The organism is Oscillospiraceae bacterium, assembly GCA_025757985.1.
In the GTDB taxonomy this organism is placed as follows: domain Bacteria; phylum Bacillota; class Clostridia; order Oscillospirales; family Ruminococcaceae; genus Gemmiger.
Genome location: CP107210.1, coordinates 728069 through 750133 on the forward strand (window position 1 = coordinate 728069; position 22065 = coordinate 750133).

General features: G+C 58.9%; 21 protein-coding genes and 1 tRNA gene. All 22 read right to left on the reverse strand.

Annotated features, from left to right (window positions below):
• Positions 1–6: 6 nt before the first annotated feature.
• The 22 genes from OGM67_03630 to OGM67_03735 all read right to left on the reverse strand — a co-directional run bounded on the left by OGM67_03630 (position 7) and on the right by OGM67_03735 (position 22030).
• Positions 7–82: transfer RNA gene (locus OGM67_03630), tRNA-Gly, on the reverse strand.
• A 96-nt stretch (positions 83–178) separates the two neighbouring features.
• Positions 179–1090, reverse strand: coding sequence for an Hsp33 family molecular chaperone HslO (gene hslO / locus OGM67_03635; GenBank protein ID UYJ35431.1), 912 nt, complete (start codon positions 1088–1090; stop codon positions 179–181).
• A complete protein-coding gene (locus OGM67_03640) occupies positions 1074–1850 on the reverse strand; it encodes a class I SAM-dependent methyltransferase (GenBank protein UYJ35432.1) in 777 nt (258 codons plus the stop codon). Before OGM67_03640 ends, hslO begins: the two co-directional genes overlap by 17 nt.
• 3 nt (positions 1851–1853) lie before the next feature.
• On the reverse strand, positions 1854–2441 hold the full coding sequence (gene yihA / locus OGM67_03645) for a ribosome biogenesis GTP-binding protein YihA/YsxC (GenBank protein ID UYJ35433.1): 588 nt from the start codon (positions 2439–2441) through the stop codon (positions 1854–1856).
• Positions 2442–2516: 75 nt separating this feature from the next.
• Positions 2517–4967 carry an endopeptidase La gene (gene lon / locus OGM67_03650; protein ID UYJ35434.1) on the reverse strand — a complete coding sequence of 817 codons (2451 nt, stop codon included), beginning with the start codon at positions 4965–4967 and terminating at the stop codon, positions 2517–2519.
• A gap of 3 nt (positions 4968–4970) precedes the next feature.
• Complete coding sequence (locus OGM67_03655; GenBank protein ID UYJ35435.1) at positions 4971–5942, reverse strand: YegS/Rv2252/BmrU family lipid kinase; 972 nt, start codon at positions 5940–5942, stop codon at positions 4971–4973.
• Between the two features lie 123 nt (positions 5943–6065).
• Positions 6066–7670, reverse strand: a complete 1605-nt coding sequence (locus tag OGM67_03660; GenBank protein UYJ35436.1) for a penicillin-binding protein 2 — start codon at positions 7668–7670, stop codon at positions 6066–6068.
• Positions 7671–7694: 24 nt separating this feature from the next.
• Positions 7695–8159, reverse strand: a complete 465-nt coding sequence (locus OGM67_03665) for a VanZ family protein (GenBank protein ID UYJ35437.1) — start codon at positions 8157–8159, stop codon at positions 7695–7697.
• Between the two features lie 197 nt (positions 8160–8356).
• On the reverse strand, positions 8357–9988 hold the full coding sequence (groL, locus tag OGM67_03670) for a chaperonin GroEL (protein ID UYJ35438.1): 1632 nt from the start codon (positions 9986–9988) through the stop codon (positions 8357–8359).
• Positions 9989–10033: 45 nt separating this feature from the next.
• Entirely contained in the window at positions 10034–10318 is a 285-nt protein-coding gene (locus OGM67_03675; GenBank protein ID UYJ35439.1) for a co-chaperone GroES, read from the reverse strand.
• Between the two features lie 184 nt (positions 10319–10502).
• Positions 10503–11858, reverse strand: coding sequence for an ATP-dependent Clp protease ATP-binding subunit ClpX (clpX, locus tag OGM67_03680; GenBank protein ID UYJ35440.1), 1356 nt, complete (start codon positions 11856–11858; stop codon positions 10503–10505).
• A gap of 14 nt (positions 11859–11872) precedes the next feature.
• Complete coding sequence (locus OGM67_03685) at positions 11873–12463, reverse strand: ATP-dependent Clp protease proteolytic subunit (protein ID UYJ35441.1); 591 nt, start codon at positions 12461–12463, stop codon at positions 11873–11875.
• A 118-nt stretch (positions 12464–12581) separates the two neighbouring features.
• Positions 12582–13967: a trigger factor gene (gene tig, locus OGM67_03690; GenBank protein ID UYJ35442.1), complete on the reverse strand. Its 1386-nt coding sequence runs from the start codon at positions 13965–13967 to the stop codon at positions 12582–12584.
• Between the two features lie 140 nt (positions 13968–14107).
• Positions 14108–14791: a metallophosphoesterase gene (locus OGM67_03695; GenBank protein ID UYJ35443.1), complete on the reverse strand. Its 684-nt coding sequence runs from the start codon at positions 14789–14791 to the stop codon at positions 14108–14110.
• Between the two features lie 27 nt (positions 14792–14818).
• On the reverse strand, positions 14819–16267 hold the full coding sequence (gene thrC, locus OGM67_03700) for a threonine synthase (protein UYJ35444.1): 1449 nt from the start codon (positions 16265–16267) through the stop codon (positions 14819–14821).
• A 203-nt stretch (positions 16268–16470) separates the two neighbouring features.
• Positions 16471–16824, reverse strand: a complete 354-nt coding sequence (locus OGM67_03705; protein ID UYJ35445.1) for a YraN family protein — start codon at positions 16822–16824, stop codon at positions 16471–16473.
• On the reverse strand, positions 16817–17461 hold the full coding sequence (gene rnhB / locus OGM67_03710) for a ribonuclease HII (GenBank protein UYJ35446.1): 645 nt from the start codon (positions 17459–17461) through the stop codon (positions 16817–16819). Before rnhB ends, OGM67_03705 begins: the two co-directional genes overlap by 8 nt.
• Positions 17427–18374 (reverse strand): ribosome biogenesis GTPase YlqF, encoded by a 948-nt coding sequence (gene ylqF, locus OGM67_03715; protein UYJ35447.1) that lies wholly within the window; start codon positions 18372–18374, stop codon positions 17427–17429. The genes rnhB and ylqF overlap by 35 nt, the downstream gene beginning before the upstream one ends.
• Entirely contained in the window at positions 18371–18916 is a 546-nt protein-coding gene (lepB, locus tag OGM67_03720) for a signal peptidase I (GenBank protein ID UYJ35448.1), read from the reverse strand. The genes ylqF and lepB overlap by 4 nt, the downstream gene beginning before the upstream one ends.
• A gap of 72 nt (positions 18917–18988) precedes the next feature.
• Positions 18989–19330, reverse strand: coding sequence for a 50S ribosomal protein L19 (gene rplS / locus OGM67_03725; protein ID UYJ35449.1), 342 nt, complete (start codon positions 19328–19330; stop codon positions 18989–18991).
• A gap of 209 nt (positions 19331–19539) precedes the next feature.
• Positions 19540–20190: a TIGR03936 family radical SAM-associated protein gene (locus OGM67_03730; protein ID UYJ35450.1), complete on the reverse strand. Its 651-nt coding sequence runs from the start codon at positions 20188–20190 to the stop codon at positions 19540–19542.
• The gene (locus OGM67_03735) at positions 20165–22030 is read right to left on the reverse strand and encodes a TIGR03960 family B12-binding radical SAM protein (GenBank protein UYJ35451.1); all 1866 of its coding nucleotides are present in this window, start codon (positions 22028–22030) and stop codon (positions 20165–20167) included. Before OGM67_03735 ends, OGM67_03730 begins: the two co-directional genes overlap by 26 nt.
• Between the last annotated feature and the right edge of the window lie 35 nt (positions 22031–22065).

Below are 22065 nucleotides of genomic sequence, written 5' to 3' on the forward strand. Positions count from 1 at the left end.
CCCTAATGGAGCGGCCGACGAGGCTCGAACTCGCTACCTCCACCTTGGCAAGGTGGCGCTCTACCAGATGAGCTACGGCCGCATGTTGGAGAGGTTTTTGCTCAGTCGCTCTCTCCGGGCGACAGGTGTTATTATAGACTATGTGAGCAGAAAAGTCAAGCGTTTTTTACAAGTTTTTTCAAACTTTTTTGGCACCCTCGTTTTCAACGATGTCCGGCCAGTTTTTCAGCAGATCATTCAGATTGACCCTGTAATTTTTGTTGCAGAACTGGCAGTTCACCTCCGCGATGGGGTCCTCATCGCGCATTTTTTCGACCTCTTTTTTGCCAAGGCTGCGGATCATTTTTTCAACGCGCTCGAGACTGCAGTCGCATTTATAGGTCACATGGTAGCTGTCCAGAATATCCGGCTGAAAGCCCTGCAGCGCCAGCTCCAGCATATCGCGCACGCTCATGCCCTGCTCCAGCATCGTTGTCACGCTGGGCATGGCCTTGATGTTCTTTTCAAGATGCTCGATCTCCTCCTCGGTGGCACCGGGCAGCAGCTGCACGACAAAACCGCCTGCACAGCGGACACTCAGGTCTTTATCCACCAGCACACCCAGAGCGCAGACCGTGGGGATCTGCTCGCTGATGGCAAAGTAGGTTGTTACATCCTCGGCGATCTCGCCGGAGGTCAGCGGTACCTGCCCGATATAAGGCTCGCGCATACCGAGGTCGCGGATAACATCAAGGGTGCCGTCCTTGCCGACAGCAGTGCCTACATCCAGATGGCCGTCCGCCCGCGGGGGCAGCTCTACGACCGGATGCTCCACATAGCCCTTGACATTGCCTGTACCGTCAGAAACCGCCAGCAGACGGCCCGCCGGGCCGCCGCCCTTGATCTGCAGCGTCACCGAGTCCTGCGTGCTTTTCAGCATGATGCCCATCATCGAAGCAGCCGTCAGCAGGCGGCCCAACGCCGCCGTGGTGACAGCGCTCGTCTTGTGCAGGCGCTCCATATCGCGGACGATCTCGGTAGAGTCCACGCCGTAAAATACAATGCCGCCGTTCTCGGAAATGCCGCGCAGCATGTTATGATTCTGTTCCATTGCTTTCATCCTCTTGTGTGTATTGCTTGACAGCCGTAATGATCCAGCGCGGGCTGTCGGCGCGCACAGGGCCGAAATCCTCGCCGTCAGCGACCTTTGCCACGGCAAAGCCGTACTTTTCCAGCAAGGCGCGCACCGTGTCCAGCGTGTAGCTGTACTCGCTGAATTGCTCACGGAAATGCTCGCCCGTTTCATGGTAGTCAATGTCGATGGTGATATCCACCCGCTGCGCGTCCTCCGCATAGCGGTTGGACCAATGGCAGTCGGCGTCCTCGGCCTCAATATCAAAGGTCTGCCCCGCCAGAATTTCCCGGTGCTTATAGGGCGTGTTCAAATCAAAAAGGAACACGCCGCCCTTCTCCATAAAATAGGCCGCCTTGCGTATGGCCTTTTCAAAGCTGTCCAGCGGGCCGATATGGCTGTAGGTATCAAAGGTGGATACCGCCGCACGGATGGTGCCGTAGAGGTCCAGCTCGAGCAGATCCTGCCGAAGCAGCAGCAGACGCCCGGTCAAGCCCAGCTCATCCGCCTTTTCACGCAGGACGCTCAGCATCTCCTCCGACCGGTCGATACCGATGACATCATAGCCTGCCTGAGTCAGCATCAGCGTCAGATCCCCGGTGCCGCAGCCAAGGTCGGCCAGAATGCCGTCCCGGATGCCGTGAGCCTGCAGCTCTGCCGTGATGTAGCGGTAGAGCGCATCGTAGTCGGCCTCGCCGTTGAACTCATCGTAAAAATAGGCAAACTCATTGTAGGCCATGGCTCACTCCCCGGCCATGCTGGCTTCCAGCAGGGCGCGCAGCTCGTCACAGCCCAAGCCGTTCTCAGCGCTGGTCAGCACAACAGCCCGGCAGCCGTAGGCCGCGCAGATCTTCTCAAATTCTTCCTTGCAGGCGGCCATCTCGCTTTTTTTCAGCTTGTCGCCCTTGGTCAGTGCAGCCACAAACGGGATGCGGTGGTAGTGCAGGTATTCCAGCATCTGCAGATCGTCCGCGCTCGGGGCATGGCGGCTGTCCAGCAGCTGAACCAGCAGGCAGACTGAGCGATCCGCCTCAAAATAGCTGTTGATCAGATCATCCCACCGCTCGCGCTCCACATTGGAGACCTTGGCGTAGCCGTAGCCGGGCAGGTCCACAAGATAGGCGGTATCCACGCGGTAAAAATTAATAGTGGCCGTTTTACCCGGCGTAGCACTGACACGGGCCAGCTTTTTGCGGTTGCAGAGCTTGTTGATAAGGCTCGACTTGCCCACATTGGAGCGGCCGGAGAAAACGATTTCCGGCCGGTCGCTGACCGGCAGCTGACGGGACAGGCCGTAGGACGCGAGAAACTCGCTGTTATTATAGTTCATGGGTTTTCCTTTATGTTTCTGGTTGCACGCGGGCGGATATGGAATCCGCCCCTACAGCGTAGCGTTCAAGATGAATCACATCACCGCAGCAGGCTCCTTGTGGCTATCGGCGGGCTTTTCATTGGCAATGAGGGAGGTTGCCTGCGGCACGCCGCGGGCAGCCCGGGCAGGGGTGCGGCCGGGGCGCACCAGTGCATGCTTGAGCACCTCGGACAGGCTGCCGACCGGGATAAAATGAACCTTCTCCTTCACCTCGGCATCCACCTCATACAGGTCGCTCTCGTTGTCTCTTGGGATCAGCACGGTGGAGATGCCCTCGCGGAAGGCAGCCATGCTCTTTTCCTTCAGGCCGCCGATGGGCAGCACATTCCCGTGCAGCGTGATCTCACCGGTCATGGCCAGATCGTGGTTCACGGGGATGCCGGACAGCGCCGAGATCAATGCCGTGGTCAGCGTAACGCCGGCAGAGGGGCCGTCCTTGGGGACAGCGCCCTCCGGGGCGTGGATGTGCAGGTCAGTGTTTTTAAATTTATCCGCCGCGATACCGTATTCCTCGGCATGGACACGGGCGTAAGTCACGGCCAGTTGGGCGCTCTCTTTCATGACATCGCCCAGACTGCCGGTGATTTCGATCTTGCCGGTGCCGCTCGGGATGACAGCCACCTCCACGGGCAGCATCTCACCCCCGACGCTGGTCCATGCCAGACCGTTGGCGATGCCGACGGCATCTCTGCGGGAGATAAAGGTCGGCTTGACCTTTTCGGGGCCGAGCAGCGCCTTGACCGAGGCGACGGAGACGCTGATCTTTTCCTCCTCCCCGGCGGCGACCTTCTGGGCGCATTTGCGCAGCACTGCCGTGATGGTGCGCTCGAGATTGCGCACACCGGCCTCGCGGGTGTAGCCGTCAATAATGGCGTACAGTGCGCTGGCCGTCAGGGTCACGCGGCCGTCAAGGCCGTTGTTTTTCAGCTGCTTGGGCAGCAGGTGGCGTTTGGCAATGTTGAACTTCTCGGTGCGGGTATAGCTGGGCAGCTCGATCACATCCATGCGGTCATAGAGCGGGCCGGGGATGGTCGAGGCATCGTTGGCCGTCGTGATAAACAGCACCTCGCTCAGATCGAACGGGATATCCAGATAGTTATCCTTGAAGGTGCGGTTCTGCTCGGGGTCCAGCACCTCCAGCAGTGCGCTGGAGGGGTCGCCCTTGTAATCGCCTGCCAGCTTGTCGATCTCGTCCAGCAGAATGACCGGGTTTGTGGACTTGGCCGTTGTAATGGCGCTGATGATGCGCCCGGGCATGGCGCCGATATAGGTGCGGCGGTGGCCGCGGATCTCAGCCTCATCATGGACACCGCCCAGACTCATGCGGGCGAACTTTCGGTTCATGCACTCGGCGATGGAATGTGCGATACTCGTCTTGCCGACACCCGGAGGGCCGACAAGGCAGATGATCTGTCCCTTGACATCCTGATTCAGCTTGCGCACGGCCAGCAGCTCCAGAATACGCTCCTTGACCTTCTGCAGGCCGTAATGCTCACGGTCCAGCACCTTGCGGGCATGGGCCTGATCAAGGTCATCCTCGGTCGCGGTATGCCACGGCAGGGCAAGGCAGGCGTCCAGATAGCTGCGGATCACGCCGCTCTCGGCGCTGCTGCCCTGCATACGGGCCAGACGGTCACACTCCTTGAGCAGCTTCTCGGTGGATTCCTCATCCAGCGCCAGCGCCCGGATCTTCTCACGGTATGTATCGGCCTCGGCGCGGGTATCCTCGGAGTCGCCCAGCTCCTCGCTGATAATGTGCATCTGCTCACGCAGGTAGTATTCCCGCTGGCCCTTGTCCATCTGGGCATTGACCTTGTCGTCCAGATCGCGTTCGATCTCAAGGACCTGGCATTCCTGACGCAGCAGGGTCAGCAGCTTTTCCAGACGGCCCAGCAGCGTGGACTCGTTCAGAATGACCTGCTTGTCCTCATACTTGAGCAGCAGATTGGCGGGCATATACTCGCTGAGGTAGAGCGGCGAATCCGACGAGATAATGTTATAGACAACATCCTTGGAGATCTGCGGACTGTAGGAGAGGTACTCCTCAAAGCAGTCCTTCAGGCTGCGGACCAGTGCCTCGACCTGCGTGCGCTTGTCGGCGGCAATGCCGCGTACCGGCACCGGGCGCACCGTGGCCTGCAGATATTTATCCTCCCCGTCCAGCTCCAGCAGGCGCGCGCGGGTCTTGCCCTCGACCAGCACCTTTACGATATCCTCGGAGACGCGCAGCACCTGCTTGATCTCCGCAATCACGCCGTAGCCGTACAGGTCCCGCAGTGCAGGCTCCTCGACATCCATCTCGCGCTGGGCCACAAGGAATACGCTGCTGTTATTGTGCATGGCAGCCTCGATCGCTGCGATGGACTTGGTGCGGCCCACCTCAAAATGGACCACATTGTTGGGGAACACCACCAGCCCGCGCAGGGCGATGGCCGGAAGATGCACCACATTGCGGGCGATCTTGATTTTGACTTTTTCAGACATTGCTTACTCTCCCATAGCCTGCAGAACAGGCGTCTCGTTTGCATTGGCGGCCAACTCAGGCGGCAGCAGAATGTGCGCCGCACTGCGCACTGCTTCCGCATGCATGTGCATCTGGGGCGAGCATTCGCCATCCAGTGTTGTGATGAGCGGGTTGCCGTCCAGCACCTCTATATCAATTTGGCTTGTGCGGAAAAAGGTCATGTAGGGCTTGAATTTCTCCGCCACGGCATCATCCTCCAACAGATGCTCCCCTTTTTTGTAAGCACCCAGCAGCCCGGGCAGCTTCAGGCGCGGCACAGGCTTGAGAAGGACAACATCCAGCAGACCGTCCGTCATGCTGGCGTGGGGCGCGGCACAGTAGCCGCCGCCGTACTGCTGGCCGTTGCAGATCGCCAGCATCATGTAAACATCCTCCATCTGCCGGTCATCTGCCGTGATGCGCAGCCGATGGCGGAAGGTGCTGCACACCGCCTCAAGGATCGACAGTGTGTAGGCCGTGGTGCCGCCGCACAGCGGCACCCGTCTCCACTTGGGGATGCCGTTGGCCACCTGGGCGTCAATGCCCGCAGCGTAGATGTCAATGCCGCAGCCCTGCGGCGTGCGGATCATATCCACCGTAAAGGGGCGCGCCGCCAGTTGGGCATCCAGATCAAGGAACTGCGCCTGCGTACCGAAGTTGCGTACATAATCATTGCCGCTGCCGCAAGGGACGCAGCCCACCGCCGCATTGTCATAGCCGGCAGCCCCCTGCAAAACCTCGTTCAGCGTACCGTCGCCGCCGCAGGCATAGAGGAAAACCTCCTGCCCGGAGGACGCATATTTTGCGGCAAGGTCCCGCGCCTGCCCGGCGCGGCGGGTCACCTCAATGGTGGGGCGCACACCGGCGCGGCTGGCGGCAGCATGGATCTGAGGGATCAGCGCCACACTGGCATCCACTTTGCCCGCCGTAGGATTTATGATAAAGATATGCTGCATTGGCCTGTCCCTTTCAGCATGGATTCGTTACGATCTATAGATAGTTATTATTGTATCTTTTTTAAGGCAAAAGTGCAATACCCTGCGGCAAAATGAAAGCCGAAAATCCTATTCTGCCGTCTTTTACAGGGCTGCATCCCAGACATGCAGTATCTCGGTGATCTTCTCAAAAATTGCTGCGCTTGACAGCTCGGGCTTCAATATGCCGTCCTGCAGCACCGTTACAGTATAGCGGGGTGCCTGTGCCGGGTAGAAGCCGCTGAACCAGTAGTTCAGCAGTTCCTCCCCGTTTTCATCATATTGACCGGTCTGCGCCGTGCCGGTCTTGCCACCCGCCATGCCTGCAGCGGGCCGGGCCTCGGCACCGATGCCTTCCGTCACCACCGACACAAGCATACTGCGCAGGACCTTTGCCGTTTTTTCATCACAGACCGTGCGCGGCGCGGACGGTTCCAACGGCGCTGCAACTGCCCCGGTCGAATCGGCAATGCCCTTCACAAATGCCGGTGCGCGGTACACCCCGCCATTGGCCACGGTGTTCATCATAGCCGTGATCTGCAGCGGCGTCACGGTCAGCGCCCCCTGCCCGAAGCTGAAGCTTGCCAGCTGTCCGTCATTTGCAAGAGTCTGCGCATCGGGCAGTGTACCCGCCGCGCTCCGCAGGCTCGGGGCAAGCTGTACCGCTGTGCCGAAGCCGAATTGTTCCGCCGTTGACAAGATACGCGCAGCCCCCAGCAGCTGCCCCAGTTCAATAAAATAGGTGTTGCAGCTCTGCTCCAGCGCACCGCGCAGATTTACCTCGCCGTGCGCACGGCCCTGCGCGCAGCGGTAGGTCTGCCCGGCCAGCTCCAGCTCGCCGGTACAGTCGTGGGTATACCAGTCCAGCCCGCTCTCATAGGCAGCAGCCGCCAGCACGACCTTGAACACCGAGCCCGCGCTGAAGGCGCGCAGCGGCCGATTGATCAGGGAGGTGTCATCTGCGCGGATGCTGGCCGCAATATTTCGCGGGTCAAAAGTTGGCATACTTACGCTGGCCAGCACCTCACCTGTGGCTGTGTCCATAACCAGAATGCACCCGCGCGGCATGACCTGCGCCGCTAACGCCTCGCAGGCGCGCTGCAGATCGGCATCCAGTGTCAACTGTACCCCCTGCCCCGTACCGGTCTCCTCAACCGTGACGGCAGGGGCTGTGTCTGCCAGCAGACGCCCCCGCGCCGTCATGATGCAGGTGATGCTGCGCTTATCGCCGCAGGCCGCCAGCAGGTCGTCGTAGGCACACTCCAGTCCGGCAACGCCGTGGCCCTCCCCGTCAAGATACCCCAGCAGATGGGCGGCAGTCGTGCCGGTGAAATGCTCCGGCACCGTGCAGGTGGGTATACCCTGCCCTGTCAGGTCCCGGTCGGTCTGTATCAAAAACGGAGTCGAAAGATTGCGCCGCTCATACAAAAGGCCCTGCGCCTCATAGGAGACATAGGGAAACAGTGCGGTGTAGCCTGCTTCACCGGGCATGCAGAGCGCATAATAGCGCTGCGCCGTGCCGGTCAGCCTGCGGCCGCTCCGGTCATAAAAATCCCCCCGCGCGCGCGGCAGCGCCACCGTCTGGACGGTCTGCCCGCCCGCGTTGGCCGCATAGGCCGTCTGCTGCCCCACCCAGTAGGTTCGGCACAGCACAATACCCGCCAGCAGCACAAGCACTGCACACAGGCCGTAAAAGCGGCGCAAAGACATAGCATCACCCCACGGGGAGTATGCTCACTTCCGGCAGCCACGATACACCCGGATGCAGAGAAAGACCGCCGCGATGCAGGGCAGAAAGCCCATTGCATCTATGCCGACATCGCTCAGCAGCATGGCACGGCCCGGGACAAAGAACTGGTGCAGCTCGTCCCCGGCGGCACACAGCATACACAGTGCCGCAGACAGCAGCGTCCTCTGCCACAGGGCAAGGCTGACCGTCCACAGATGCACCGCCACCGCCATGCTGACCCCCAGCGCGCAGTAGATATAAACATGTGCCCATTTGCGAACATTGACATTGAGGTTTGTGGTGCTGAACCATTGCGGCGTGATGGCCTTTGCTTTACCGGATTGAACTGTGTTCATCACAGTCTCGCTGACCTTGTAGGAAACCGCCCCCGGCTGGGCAGAAAAGTAGAAAATCAGTCCCAGCAGCGCCAGCGTCACGGCCAGCGCCATATATTTTGTATATTTCTTCATGGCGGCTCCCCCGCTGCTTTTGCTTATTACCGCCGCACCGTTGCACAACTACTGTATAAGCAGTCGGCGTCATGCGGCCGTACCTTTATTATAGCACGCTTTCCCGCCGCAGGTCTATGGCCGCAGCGCCTTATACAAAAAGGCCGAAGCCTTGTCGCCAAGACTTCGACCTTGTAGTTGCTTTTGGGTGTACCGAATTAGTACATACCGCCCATGTCAGGGGCCGGAGCAGCCGGAGCCGGCGGCTCGGGCAGATCGGCAACGAGACTCTCGGTGGTCAGAACCATCGCAGCAACGCTGGCAGCATTCTCCAGAGCGGAACGGGTGACCTTGGTCGGGTCAACGATACCGGCCTCGATCATATCCTCAACATACTCTTCCTTCTGGGCATCAAAGCCGTAGTTGGGCTTGTTGGCCTTCAGGATGTTGTCGATAACAACGCTGCCCTCCAGACCGGCATTGGCAGCGATCTGGCGCAGAGGAGCCTCCAGAGCCTTGCGGACGATCTTGGCGCCGGTGCGCTCGTCGCCCTCCAACTCGCCAACCAGCTTATCGACAGCCGGAATAGCATTGATGGTGGCCGTGCCGCCGCCGGCAACAATGCCTTCCTCTACAGCGGCCTTGGTCGCGTTCAGAGCATCCTCGATGCGGAGCTTCTTGTCCTTCATCTCGACCTCGGTAGCAGCACCGACCTTGATGACGGCAACACCGCCGGCCATCTTGGCCAAGCGCTCCTGCAGCTTCTCACGGTCAAAGTCAGAGGTTGCCGTTGCGATCTGGCTGCGGATCTGAGCCACGCGGTCAGCAATGGCCTGCTTGTCACCGGCACCGCCGACAATGGTGGTGTTCTCCTTGGTGACCTTGACCTGACGGGCGCTGCCCAGCAGCTGCATGGTAGCATCCTTCAGCTCATAGCCGAGGTCGCTGCTGATGACAGTGCCGCCGGTCAGGGTAGCAATATCCTGCAGCATCTCCTTGCGGCGATCGCCGAAGCCGGGGGCCTTAACAGCAACAACATTCAGGCCGCCGCGCAGACGGTTGATGATGAGGTTGGACAGTGCATCGCCCTCGACATCCTCGGCAATGATGAGCAGCTTGCGGCCGGACTGGATGACCTGCTCGAGCAGGGGAACCACATCCTGGAAGACGCTGATCTTCTTGTCGGTGATCAGGACGGAGCAGTCGTCATAGACGGTCTCCATCTTCTCGGTGTCGGTGACCATGTAAGGGGTCACATAGCCGCGGTCAAACTGCATGCCCTCAACGACCTCGGTGTAGGTCTCGGCAGTGGTTTTGTTCTCCTCGATGGTGATAACGCCATCAGCCGTGACCTTCTCCATCGCGTCAGCAATCAGCTGGCCGATCTCAGCATCACCGGCAGAAACGGTGCCGACACGGGCAATGTCCTTGCTACCGTTGACCTTCTGGCTGTGCTGCTTGACAGCGTCGACAGCAGCGGCGACAGCCTTCTGCATGCCGCGCTTGATGTCCATCGGGTTTGCACCGGCGGTGACGTTCTTCATGCCCTCATTGACGAAAGCCTGTGCCAGAACGGTGGCGGTGGTGGTGCCGTCACCGGCAGCATCGTTGGTCTTGGTGGCGACCTCGCGAACGAGCTGTGCGCCCATGTTCTCGAACTCGTCCTTCAGTTCGATCTCCTTGGCGATGGTGACACCGTCATTGGTGATGAGCGGGCTGCCGAACTTCTTGCTCAGCACGACATTGCGGCCCTTGGGGCCGAGGGTAACCTTAACGGTGTTGGCCAGCTGGTCGATGCCAGCGCAAAGGGCCTTGCGGGCGTCCTCGCCCTGCTTGATCTGTTTAGCCATAATAGATCTCTCCTTTTATCTGAAAGAAATTACTGAAAAATCAAATTATTCCACAACCGCGAGGATGTCGCTCTGGCGGACGATGGTGCATTCCTCACCATCGACCTTGACCTCGGTGCCGGAATACTTGCTGGTCAGGACCTTATCGCCGACCTTGACGATCATCTCGACATCCTTGCCATCCACATTGCCGCCGGGGCCGACAGCGACGACCTCAGCAACCTGCGGCTTTTCCTTGGCGGAGCCAGACAGGATCAGGCCGCCCTTGGTGGTTTCTTCTTCCTCGACCATTTTAATGACAACACGGTCTGCAAGAGGTTTGATTTTCATAGTGAAAGTTCCTCCTTATAAAAGATTTCTCTTTTGAATTTTGATGATTTTTGATTTAGCACTCAATCTCTCTGAGTGCTAAATATATAATAGCCACTTTGCACCGAAAAATCAAGTGTTTTCTATATAAAATTTTTGTGAACAAAAATGCACCGGGCCGTATTGGCTCCGGTGCAGATCGTTTTTATTGCTGTTCCGTCAAACTTTTATAACGCGGGCGCATGGCGCCATGCTCGATATGAGGCTGGCCGCCCTCGACCGTGTCGGCGTCAATCGTCACTTTGGTGATGGTGGCATCGGACGGGATGTCGTACATGATCGGAATCAGCAGTTCCTCGACAACGCTGCGCAGGCCGCGCGCACCGCTCTTGCGCTCCACCGTCTTTCTGGCGATGGCGTGCAGGGCCGCATCGGTAAAGACCAACTCGGCATTGTCCAGATGCAGCAGCTCCTTGTACTGGCGCACAATGCTGTTCTTCGGCTCAAGCAGCACGCGAACCAGCGCCTCCTCGTCCAGCGGATCCAGCACCGTCACGACCGGCAGACGGCCGATCAGCTCAGGGATCAGGCCGAATTTTACCAGATCGTCCGGCTCGACCTTTTTCAGCAGCTTCTGGCGGGTCTCGTCCTTGTCGAGCGTGGTACGCAGCTGGCTGCCAAAGCCCAGCGAGGCATTGTCGGTGCGCTTCTGGATGAGCTTTTCCAGCCCGTCAAAGGCACCGCCGCAGATAAAGAGGATATTTTTGGTGTTGATCTGGATGAACTCCTGCTGCGGGTGCTTGCGGCCGCCGTTAGGCGGCACATTGCTGACCGTACCCTCCACGATCTTCAGCAGGGCCTGCTGCACACCCTCACCGCCCACATCGCGGGTGATGGAAGGGTTCTCGCTCTTGCGGGTGATCTTGTCGATCTCATCCACATAGATGATGCCGATTTCAGCGCGCGGAATGTCAAAATCCGCCGCCTGAATCAGCTTGAGCAGGATGTTTTCGACATCCTCGCCCACATAGCCGGCCTCGGTCAGCGTGGTGGCGTCCGCAATGGCGAACGGCACATTCAGCATCTTGGCCAGCGTCTGGGCCAGCAGCGTCTTGCCGGTGCCGGAGGGGCCCAGCATCAGCACATTGGACTTTTGCAGCTCCACATCGCTGTTCTGGCCGGACAGGATGCGCTTATAGTGGTTGTAGACCGAGACAGCCAGCACCTTCTTGGCGGCATCCTGCCCGATGACATACTGATCCAGACCTGCCTTGATTTCGGCAGGGGTCAGGATATGGATGCTCTCGAGCGGATCGGCACCGTAATCTGCGCCGGGCTTCTGGGCCTGACGGCGGCGGTCACGGGGCGGCATACCGGCGCGCGGCGGGGCCGGACGCTCACCATCGCGTTCCAGCACATTGCAGCACATTTCGATGCAGTCCTTGCAGATATTGACGCCGGGACCGATGACCAGCTGCTCTACCTCGTTTTGGGAGCGTCCGCAAAAGCTGCAGATAAGCTCGCGTCCTTTTCCGTCCTTACCGGACGTTTGATTTGCCATGTTGTTCCCCCGAATCAGTGTTTATAGAGGATATCGTCGATCAGGCCGTACTCCTTTGCCTGCTGCGCGGTCATATAGTTGTCGCGCTCGGTGTCGCGCTGGATTGTTTCCAGCGGCTGGCCGGTGTACTCGCTCAGCAGGGTGTTCATCCGCTCACGGATGCGCACGATGTGGTCAGCATGGATCTTGATATCGGTGGCCTGGCCGGAGATGCCCTGACCGCCGATGAGCGGCTGATGGATCAGGATCTCGGAGTTGGGCAGCGCAAAGCGCTTACCCTTGGTACCGCTGGCCAGCAGGAAAGAGCCCATGGAGGCCGCCATGCCGACACAGATGGTGGAGACATCGCACTTGATGTAGTTCATCGTGTCGTGGATGGCCATGCCGTCGGAAATGGAGCCGCCGGGGCTGTTGATATAGAAGTAGATGTCCTTCTCGGGGTCCTGGCCCTCGAGGTAGAGCAGCTGTGCCACGATCACGCTGGCGGAGGAGGAGTTGACATCCTCGCTCAGCACAATGATGCGGTCGTTCAGCAGGCGGGAGAAGATGTCATAGCTGCGCTCACCGCGCGCAGTCTGTTCGACAACATAAGGTACAAGGCTCATTCAGGTTTCCCTCCTTGATAGCTTGCAGAAAAGCGGTTTTATGATAAAGGGACCGATACGGCGGCAAAGCTGCACAACCGTACCGGCCCTTTTACTCAATGTTTACGGAAAGGTGCGATTACTCGCCCTTCTCCTCTTCCTTCGGCTCCTCGTCCTTCTTGGCGGCAGCCTTCTTGGTGGTCTTGCGGGTGGTCTTCTTGGCAGGCTTCTTCTCCTCGGCAGCGCCCAGGACGATGTTCGCCTTCTCCTTCACGAAGTCGATGGCCTTGTTGACAGCCAGATCCTTCTTGACAGCGGCAGCGTCAACCAAGCTCTTGACCTTGTCAGCCTCCATCTGGTAAGCATCGGCAATGCGCTTGATCTCAGCCTCGAACTCCTCCTCGGTAGCCTCGATGGACTCCTTGGCAACGATGGCCTCCATAGCCAGACGCATCTTGACCTGCTTGTCGGCCTGCTCACGGAACTGCTCCTTGAACTGGTCCATGGTCATGCCCATATACTGCAGGTACTGCTCAAGCTTGAGGCCCTGCTGGGAGATGCGGTACTGGAAGTCCTGCACCAGCTCCTCAATGCGGCTCTCGATCATAGCATCGGGGATGTCGGCCTTCATGCCGTTCACGACCTGATCGATCAGGTCGTTCTCAACGCTCTGCTCAGCCTGCTTCTCGTGGTTGGTCTGGATGCCCTTGCGGATGGAATCCTTCAGTTCCTCGAGGGTGTCGTACTCGCTGACGTCCTTGGCGAAATCATCGTCCAGCTCGGGCAGCTCCTTGTACTTGACCTCATGCAGCTTGATCTTGAAGGTAGCGTCCTTGCCGGCCAGCTCCTTAGCCTGATACTCCTCAGGGAACTTGACATTGACATCAAACTCCTCGCCTGCCTTGTGGCCGACGACCTGCTCCTCGAAGCCGGGGATGAAGGAGCCGCTGCCCAGCACCAGAGAGTAGTGCTCAGCCTTGCCGCCCTCGAAAGCAACACCATCAACGAAGCCCTCAAAGTCGATATCCACGGTGTCACCGTTCTGGGCCTCGCCCTCACGGGTCAGCAGACGGCCGTTGCGGTCCTGCATGCGCTTGATCTCAGCGTCAACATCGGCCTCATCCACAGTCTTGACATCTTTGTTGACGGTTAAACCGGTGTACTCGCCCAGCTCGACCTCGGGCTTGACGGCAACCTTGACCTTCAGGGTTGCGCCCTCCTCCTCGGACATGGAGACGACCTCAGGCTCAGGACGGCCAACGACCTCGATGCCGGCCTCCTTGACGGCGGCCTCATAGTTCTCAGGGAACAGATCGTTGACGGCGTCATACTGGAACAGGTCCTTGCCATACATCTTCTCGATCATGGCCTTGGGAGCCTTGCCCTTGCGGAAGCCGGGGATGGCGTACTTCTTGCCCTCACGCTTGAAAGCGGTATTGACAGCAGATTTGAAGGTCTCCGCGTCAATGGAGAACTGCAGTTCGACCATGCTCTTTTCGAGCTTTTCACAGGAAATCAGTTTCATTTATAAATTCCTCCAAAAATAGATGTACATAAAAATACAAGTTATTATACCATGCCTGCAGAGAAAATACCAGCCTTATTTCAAAAATTTTAACCGATTTTGGGCAAAAAAGCCATGCAATTTTACGCTTTTGTGCGTTTTCACCTTATTTTATACGGGCAGAACGCCAGACCATCGGCAGAAATGAGCCGGTAGGTGATGCCGTCCCGCTCCCCCTGCGTGGCATAGCGGATGGATTTTCCGTGCAGATGGCCGTAGTAGCACTCGGTCACGCCGAAGTCGTGCAGCACATCCACAAGCTCCTGCGCCGCAGCGCCCGGGTAGATGGGCGGATAGTGCAGAAATGCGATCCTCTGCGCGGCATCCCCGGCTGCCTGCAGGCTCATCCGCAGGCGGCCGGCCTCGCGGGCCATCAGCTTTTCGCCCTGAGCGGCCAGATCGTCAAACGGCCAGCCGCGGGTGCCGCACAGCGCCGTATCGTCCACAATGCAGGCATTGTTGTGCAGGATATGCAGGGTGTCAAAGCCATTGGCGGCGAGGAAGGTTTCCATCTTACGGGTCGTAGTCCACCAGTAATCATGGTTGCCCTTCAGCAGCCATTTTTGGCCCGGCAGGCTTTGGATAAAGGCAAAATCCGCCTTTGTGTCGTTCAGGTTCATGGCCCAGCTGGTGTCGCCTGCCAGAATGACCGTGTCATCCGGGCCTATCAGCTTGCGCCAGTTGGCTTCCAGTCGGGGCAGGTAGCCCTCCCACCCCGGGAAAACATCCATCGGCTTGTCTGTTCCCAGGGAGAGGTGCATGTCCCCGATTGCAAAGATGGCCATACAGCCTCACTTTCTAGTTGTTGTTGCTTATTTCAGGGCCGCGGCACGGATCTCAGCAGGCTGCAGCACCGTCTTGAACCGCACCTCCTGCTTGTCCAGCTCGCGCAGGGAGGCCGGGGCCTCCGCGCCGGTTTTGGCGGTCAGCGCAGCCATGGCAGCGAAATCACTGACCGGGGCCTGCTGCCCCAAGGCCGCCAGCACATCACGCGGGAATTTGAAGGGGCTGGCGGTGGACAGCACCACCATCGGTGCCTCGGTGCGCACGGTCTCAGCCACACGGAAGGCCACGGCGGTGTGCGTATCACAGAGATAGTGATCCTCATCAAAGCGAGCCTTGATTTCAGCGGCCCCCTCGGCGTCATCGGCATAGCCTGCAGCGAAGGTCTCCCGGATCTTTTCCAGCGTCTCGGCATCCACCGTGTACTTGCCGGTCGTATTCAGCTCCTGCATCCAGCCCGCGACCTTTTCACTGCTGCCACTGACATGGCAGAGCAGACGCTCGAGGTTCGAGGAGATCAGGATGTCCATCGACGGGGAGGTCGTTTTATAGAAGGTACGGCGGGCATCGTAGGTGCCGGTCGTCAGGAAATCGGTCAGGACATTGTTCTTGTTGGAGGCACAGACCAGCTTGCCCACAGGCAGACCCATCTGCTTGGCATAGTAACCAGCCAGAATATCGCCAAAGTTGCCGGTCGGCACACAGAAGTCCACAGGCTTGCCCCATGCCACTGCGCCCTGCTCCGCCAGACGGAAATAGGCGTAGAAGTAGTAGACGATCTGCGGCACCAGACGGCCCCAGTTGATCGAGTTGGCGCTGGACAGGCGGATTCCGCGCTTCTCCAGCTCGGCGGCCACAGCTGCATCGGCAAAGACCTTCTTGACGCCGGTCTGGGCATCGTCAAAGTTGCCCTGCACGGCGTAGACCTGCACATTACCGCCCTTTTGGGTGGCCATCTGCAGGTGCTGAATCTCGCTGGTGCCGTCGTTCGGGTAGAACACCTCGATCTCGATGCCGTCCAGATCAGCATAGCCAGCCAGTGCAGCCTTGCCGGTATCGCCGGAGGTTGCCACAAGGATGCGGGTGGTCTCGGTGCGGCCCAGCATCTTCTTGGCTTCCACCAGCAGCTTCGGCATCAGCTGCAGGGCGTAGTCCTTGAAGGCGCAGGTGGGACCGTGCCACAGCTCAAGGGAATAGAGGCCCTCACGGACCTTGACCGTGCGGCCCGCCTTGCCATCAAAGGCTGCGCCGTAGGTGGCAGCGGTGGCATTGTGCAGGAAGTCAGCGCTGTAATCGGTCAGAAAGCCCGCCAGCACCTTCTCGGCCAGTTCCGGATAGGAAAGGTTCTTCCAGCCCTCCAGATCAGCCTTCGGGAAAGCTTCCGGTACAAACAGACCGCTCTGCGGTGCCAGACCACGGACGATCGCCTCCTGTGCGGAAACGCGGAGCTCGGAATCTCTGGTGCTAAAATACTGCATACTGTACACCCTTTCTCTTATTCTCTTCCTCTATGCGTATAAGCCTTGTTGGCGCTATACCGTTGTGTGGAGCGCTGATGCGGGCGGATATGGAATCCGCCACTACGGGTTGCGGGGGTCGATGCCCGTCATCGGCCTTGCTGCTGGGTTCCGCGGGCGACCAATGGCCGCCCCTACCTTTCATGCGTTGACGCCAGTGTTTCTCAGCACTCAAATGCGCCGGGAATACAATGCACCTGCCAGCCTCTGCCTGCGGGCGTGACCTCCACCACATCAAAACGAATGTCAGCCTCCCCATAGGGACTGCGCTGCAAATACTGTTGGGCGGCCAAAATCAGCCGCTGCTGCTTGCGGGCATCCACCGCAGCCGCCGGGCGGTCCAGCATGGTTCCTGCGCGGGTCTTGACCTCGGCAAACACCAGCGTGTTTTCCTTATATAAAATAAGGTCGATTTCCCCCATGCGGGTGCGGTAATTATGGTTCAGCAGCAGCCAGCCGCGCTGCTGATAGTATTTGGCAGCAATGGCCTCGCCCTTATGACCGACTATATCAGTCATGCCAGTAGCCCTGTTTTTTCAGGAAGCTGCGTCGGTAGAACGGCTGGATGCCGTACTGTGCGATCAGCTCATAGTGCAGCTTTGTGGGATAGCCCTTGTGCTTAGCCAGCTGGTACTGGGGATATTGCTTGTCCAGCTCCAGCATATAGCGGTCACGGCTGACCTTGGCCAAAATGGAGGCCGCCGCGATGGAGGCACTGTTGGCGTCCCCCTTGACCACAGCCTCGGCGGGCTGTATCAGCCCCGGCGGGCAGCGGTTGCCGTCGATCAGCACATAATCGGGCGTTATTTCCAACCCGGCCACAGCCTGCGCCATGCCGTCCATTGTAGCCCACAGGATATTGCGTTCATCAATTTCCTGCGGTGTGATAAAGACAATTTTGTATGCAAGCGCACGATTTGTGATTTCCTCAAACAGTGCATCACGACGCTTTTCGGTCAGCTTCTTGGAGTCGTTGACTCCCTCGATGGGATCATCGGGGTTCAGGATGACCGCCGCACAGCAGACAGGGCCGCACAGCGGGCCGCGCCCTGCCTCGTCCACACCGCAGACCACACCATGCTCAGCACGCTTTGCAGCGTCAAAGGCGTAAAGCGCTTCGTTACTGCTCGTCGTCCCAGTCGTCCTGCGGGGCATCGTCCGTCACCTCTTCCCGTTCTTCCTGTACCGCGCGCTGCGGCGGGCGCTCCAGCGAGAGCCTCCCCCATTTGCTGGCGCGGAATTCCCCTACCAGCATCTTGGCTGCACGCTCGGTATCGACCTCGCCGCCGGAGATCAGCATACCGCGCTTGGCGCCGATGGCCTGCAAAAGGTCGTAGGGCGGCAGCGCAAGCGCCGACTCCTCCAGCTTATACCGGGCCAGCAGCTGGGCGGGATAGATGCCCCGCACGCTGGAAAGCAGGCCGCAGGCCAGTTCCTCAATATCCAAAATGTCATCGCGGATGGAGCCGATGAATGCCAGATTCGATGCCGTTTCCAGCGAGTCGAATTTTTTCCACAGCACGCCGGGCATATCCATCAGGTCGAAATTGCCGACACTGATCCACTGCTTGCCGCGGGTGACGCCGGGCTTGTTGGCAGCCTTGGCGCGGGTCGTGCCCGCAAAGGAGTTGATGAAGGTGGACTTGCCCACATTGGGGATGCCTACGATCATGACACGGATGGCCGCGCCGACCATACCGCGGTTGCGGCGGCGCTCCATCAGGGCGGAAAGTTCTTTCTCAATCAGGCTCTTGGTGGCCGTGGCACGGCCGCGCTGCTTCGAGTCCATCGCAATGCAGCCGGCGCCGGCACTCGTAAAGTAGGCCAGCCACTGCTTGGTGATCTCGGGGTCAGCCAGATCGGCCTTGTTCAGTACATACAGATGCGGTTTGCCCGCGGTGATGCGCTCGATCTCGGGGTTCAGGCTGGAAAGCGGGATGCGCGCATCAAGGATCTGCAGAACACAGTCCACATTGCGGATTTCCTTTTCCATCAGGCGCAGGGTCTTTGTCATGTGCCCGGGGAACCACTGGATCTGGCGGCTGTTGATAATGTCGCTCTGGCTCATTCGGCCGCTCCTATCTTGCCAAAGGGCAGTACGCGCAGCACGGCTGCGCCCATAATATCGCGTTCATCCACGCAGCCTACGCTGACATCGCGGCTGTCGGTGGAGTTATTGCGGTTATCTCCCATCAAAAACAGGCAGCCGTCCGGCACCGTAATGGGAAATTCCACGCTTTCAAACAAATAGGTGGGCTCGGCGGTGTATGGCTCCTCGAGTGCAGCACCGTTACGGTAGACGATGCCGGCCTCAAAGTCGATGTCGATGGTATCCCCGCCCATGCCTATGACCCGCTTGACCAGCGGCTTGCCGTAGTCGGTATAGCCGTCCACCACGACAATATCACCGTAGTCCGGCGCCTTGAGCAGATTGATAAGGATGCGCTCTCCATCGGAGAGCGTGTGATCCATCGAGTGTCCATCGACCTTCACGATGCGCACACCGAAGGTAAACACCAGTGCAATGATCGCCACAGCCATGGCCAGAGCGTCATACCATTCCAGTGTTTCCTTGTTGCGGCGGTAGCGCGCCTTGAATGCTGCACCCATGTCTTATCCCACCTTTTGGAAAAATACGAAAAAAGGGAGAACGCCAACCGTCCTCCCCTTTTCTCAGTATGCTCAGATACGTGCCTTGACCTTGGCAGCCTTGCCGGTGCGCTCGCGCAGGTAGAACAGCTTCGCACGACGGACCTTGCCGCGGCGAACGACGTCAACCTTCTCGACAAACGGGCTGTTGACCGGGAACACGCGCTCAACACCGACACCGTAAGAGGTGCGGCGAACGGTGAAGGTCTCAGCGATGCCGCCATGCTTCTTGGCAATAACGGTGCCCTCGAAAGCCTGAATACGCTCCTTGTCGCCTTCCTTGATGCGGACGGAGACGCGAACGGTGTCGCCGACTTCGAACTGGGGCTTGTTCTCTTTGATCATACCCTCGGTAAAATGCTTCATTGCGTCCATGTTATGAATTCCTCCATTTTGTTGCGACGTTCATACACGATGTTTCGTCAGAGGACCGCCTGTATAATGATGTGTCATTATCCCGCCGATGGCTCGGCGGCACTAACGCTTTAGTATTATAGCATTGTACCGGGCGTTTGGCAAGGGGTTTTAACAGAAAATCGAAGATTTTTTTGCTTTTTGCCTTCCCCCGCGGGGGAAGGCTTTTCTTACTCGAAGTCTTTGCCCGCTTTATTATAAAGGTGCGTCCTCACCACGCGGCACTGCCAGACAGGGGCGGCGCCCTGCTCACGCAGGAAGTCGGTCAGCAGCGCCGGGTTCAGGTTCAGTGCCTCGCCGGAGCCGCAGGGCAGCACGGCCGTAAAATGCAGCGTATCGCCCTCGACCTTATAAGCAATGCGGTCGAGGTACGCCTTCAAATCGAGCGTCTTCTGGCCGCGCTTGGTCTTTTTTGTAACCTCGGCATGCTCTGCATTGTTGTAGGCATCCAGCGCAATGGCACTGCTTGCCGGCATGGTGATCTCATAGGCGGCGGTCTCGATCTCGCCGACCTTTTCCTTAGCTGGGGCGATCTTAGTGATGACGATGCCGCGCGGCATCAGCGGCTGCAGGGCATCGATCCAGCGCTGCGGTTCGATGCTCTCCTGCTCCGTCTTGACCTCACAGCTCTCGCAGAGGCTCTCCTGCCCCAGAGACAGCGGGCAGGAAAAGGAGAGGTAGATATGCGGGTTGAACCCCTGCGTATAGTACACCGGCAGGCTGCTCATTTTAAGCATCCGATGGAATACGCGCTGCAGATCCAGCAGCGAAATGTAGGCGGCCTCACCGCACTTTTCAAAGAAGATTCTTACTGTAGTCAAAGCACGGTCCTCCGATCAGCTTGTTGGCACCGCAAGCGCTGCACTGGCGGTTGCAGGGCTGGGTGGTTTTGGCCTCCAGCGCCTTGTTGTACTCACGCACCAGATGGGCCTTCGTCACGCCCACATCGAGGTGATCCCAGGGCGTGACCTCGTCCAGACCGAGGGCGCGGTAGTTGTAAAAATCAGGGTCAATGCCGCAGCTTTTGAACGCCTCCACCCAGCGGTCGTAGTTGAAATACTCCTCCCATGTGTCAAAGAAGGAGCCGTTCTCAAATGCAGTCTCGATCACACGGCCCAGACGGCGGTCACCCTTGGCAAACACGCCCTCCAGCACGCTGGTGGTGCTGTCGTGGTAGTTGACCTTGATCTTGCGGGAATGTACGCAGCTGAGCAGGTATTTCTGCTTTTCCTGCAGGGACTCGCGGCGGTCCTGCGCGCAGAACTGGAACGGCGTGTCGGGCTTGGGCACAAAGCAGGCCACGCTGATCGTGACCTGAACACCCTTGCCCTTTGGGCGGTCAGGAATCGTATAGAACAGGTCCACCACCTGCTGGGCGGTGTCGGCAATTCCCTTGATGTCCTCCATCGTTTCGGTGGGCAGACCCATCATAAAGTAAAGCTTGACCGAGGTGTACCCTTCTGAGAAGGCGATGCGGCAGCCGCGCTCGATCTGCTCCCATGTGACATTCTTATTGATGACATCGCGCAGGCGCTGGGTGCCGGCCTCGGCAGCAAAGGTCAGGCCGCTCTTGCGGACCTTGGTGGTCTTTTCCACAAGGGACTGCGAGAAGTTGTCCACACGCAGGCTGGGCAGCGAAAGGCTGACATGGTCGGACTCTGCCCAAGAGTTGAGGTTGTCAAGAATATCCTCCAGCCGGGAGTGGTCGGAGGTCGAAAGACTCGACAGGCTCAGTTCATCATAGCCGGTGTTGCGGCAGAGCATCCGCGCACTGTCGCTGATAAGCTTGGGGCTGCGCTCCCGGAAGGGACGGTAGAGCTGGCCCGCCTGACAGAAGCGGCAGCCGCGGACGCAGCCGCGCAGCACCTCGACACAGGCGCGGTCCTGCACTGCACCCACAAGCGGCACCACGAAGTTTTCCGGCGGGGTAAAGCTGTCCATATCCTGCACGATGGCCTTTGTCACGCGCGGCGGCACGCCGGGGCGGTTGGGCGTGACAGCCTCGATGCGGCCATCCTCCTTGTAGGTCACATCGTAGAAGGACGGCACATAGACGCCGGGGAGCTTTGCCAGCTCCAACAGCAGCTGTTCTTTATCCCAGCCCTGCTTTTTGCCCTGCTCAACGGTTGCACAGATGTCCTGCAGCATCTGCTCACCCTCGCCAAGCTGCATGACATCAAAGAAGTCTGCCATTGGCTCGGCGTTGCATACACAGGGGCCGCCCGCGATGATGAGCGGCCACCGCTCGTCACGGTCGGCGGCCCGCAGCGGGATGCCCGACAGACGCAGCATTGCCAGAACATTCGTATAGCACAGCTCATATTCAAGAGAGAAGCCGACAATGTCAAAATCCGTCAGCGGATCCTTGCTTTCAAGGCAGTACAGCGGGATGTCCAGCCGCTCCATCTGGGCCTTCATGTCCGTCCATGGCATAAAGGCGCGCTCACACCACCAGTTTTCGTGGCGGTTCAGAATATCGTACAGGATCTTCTCGCCCAGAAAGGACATGCCGATCTCATAGGTATCCGGGAAGCAGAACGCCATGCGCACATCCACCTTGGATTTATCCTTGTAGATGCAGCCCGGCTCGCCGCCCGTGTAACGGCCCGGCTTTTGTACCAGACTCAGGGCCTCTTTAAATTTTGGGGAAAATTCCGCCATTTTGGTGAACCATCCTTACCGTGTTATTTTCGCCG